We start from the raw sequence: 1,161 nt of genomic DNA on the forward strand, positions 1-1,161 counted from the left end.
GTTCTTGATATGGGCGAGCCAGTCAAGATTTTAGACCTAGCGAAACGAATGATTCACCTAATGGGTATGCAAGAAAATATAGAAGGATCACCTCAAGAGGGCGATATTTCTATAAAGTTCACAGGATTACGCCCAGGAGAAAAGCTTTATGAAGAGCTTTTGATTGGGGACAATGTGGAAGGTAGTGGCCATCAAAAGATAATGACAGCCAGAGAGCAGATGTTGAGTTGGAGTGAAATGCAGCCACTTTTGGAACAGCTCGATAGGTGTTGCCATAACTTTGATGAAGAATGCATTATGAGGATTCTATTAGATGCCCCTACTGGGTATAAACCCAATGCTAACGGATAGCACCAAGCTCATCGTAAACCTTTAGAGTTTTTTCAAATACCATTTCTTGAGAAAACTCTGTTTCAACTTTTTGACGCCCCCTAACGCCAAATTCAAGAGTTTTTTCATCATTCTCAAGCAACGCGCGTAAACAGTTAGCAAGTGAAATTGCATCTCCTGGTTGCGCCAGTAAACCGTTAACATTATGAGATACGATTTCACGACAACCAACAACATCAGTTGTGATTATCGCTCTTTGGCAAGAAGCTGCCTCGATTAAGATTCGAGGGACACCTTCACCATATGTAGTAGGCAAACACACTATATCGTTTTCTTTTATTAGCTTAGGCATATTTTGCACGTTACCTAGCCAATTAATATCACCAGAGCTTGCCCAAGCCTCTACTTGACTAAGAGGAATAGCAGAAGAAACGTCGCTATCAATAATCCCCGCAACATTAAGCGTGAATTCAACACCTTGGCTTTCTAAAATCTGCTTTGCTTCGACTAAACAGGCCAACCCTTTTTCGTTCAAAAGTCTAGCACCGAACAAAACACTCTTATTTAGAGGTGACATTGAAGGAGAAAAGCGAGCTAGATCAATTCCGGCACCTTTGACAACTCGACCATTTTCGTACTTTAAAACACCAATTTCATCAAATAGTTGATAATCTTCGTTGTTTTCAAAAATGAAACGTGATTTAGAAGAAGAGATCGACTTATAGAGCGTAGTAATGATACGTCTTAAGAGATTGAATTTAATTGAATTAGAACTAAAAACTGCGCCTAACCCAGTTACACTATAGATTATCGGTTTATTAAAAAACAATC

At 39.4% G+C, this 1,161-nt stretch carries 2 protein-coding genes; one reads left to right on the forward strand and one right to left on the reverse strand.

The window, feature by feature from the left end; genetic code table 11:
* Window positions 1–351: polysaccharide biosynthesis protein (locus AB4653_RS26740; protein ID WP_372105742.1), on the forward strand; the 351-nt coding region annotated here is incomplete at its 5' end.
* On the opposite strand, the gene AB4653_RS26745 is transcribed toward AB4653_RS26740, so the two are convergent.
* The coding region (locus AB4653_RS26745) for a glycosyltransferase (protein ID WP_372105743.1) at window positions 341–1,161 on the reverse strand (821 nt) is incomplete at its 5' end. The two genes, AB4653_RS26740 and AB4653_RS26745, sit on opposite strands and share 11 nt — an antisense overlap.

The sequence above is a fragment of the Vibrio sp. 10N.222.48.A3 genome, assembly GCF_041475345.1.
Taxonomy (GTDB): domain Bacteria; phylum Pseudomonadota; class Gammaproteobacteria; order Enterobacterales; family Vibrionaceae; genus Vibrio; species Vibrio tasmaniensis_A.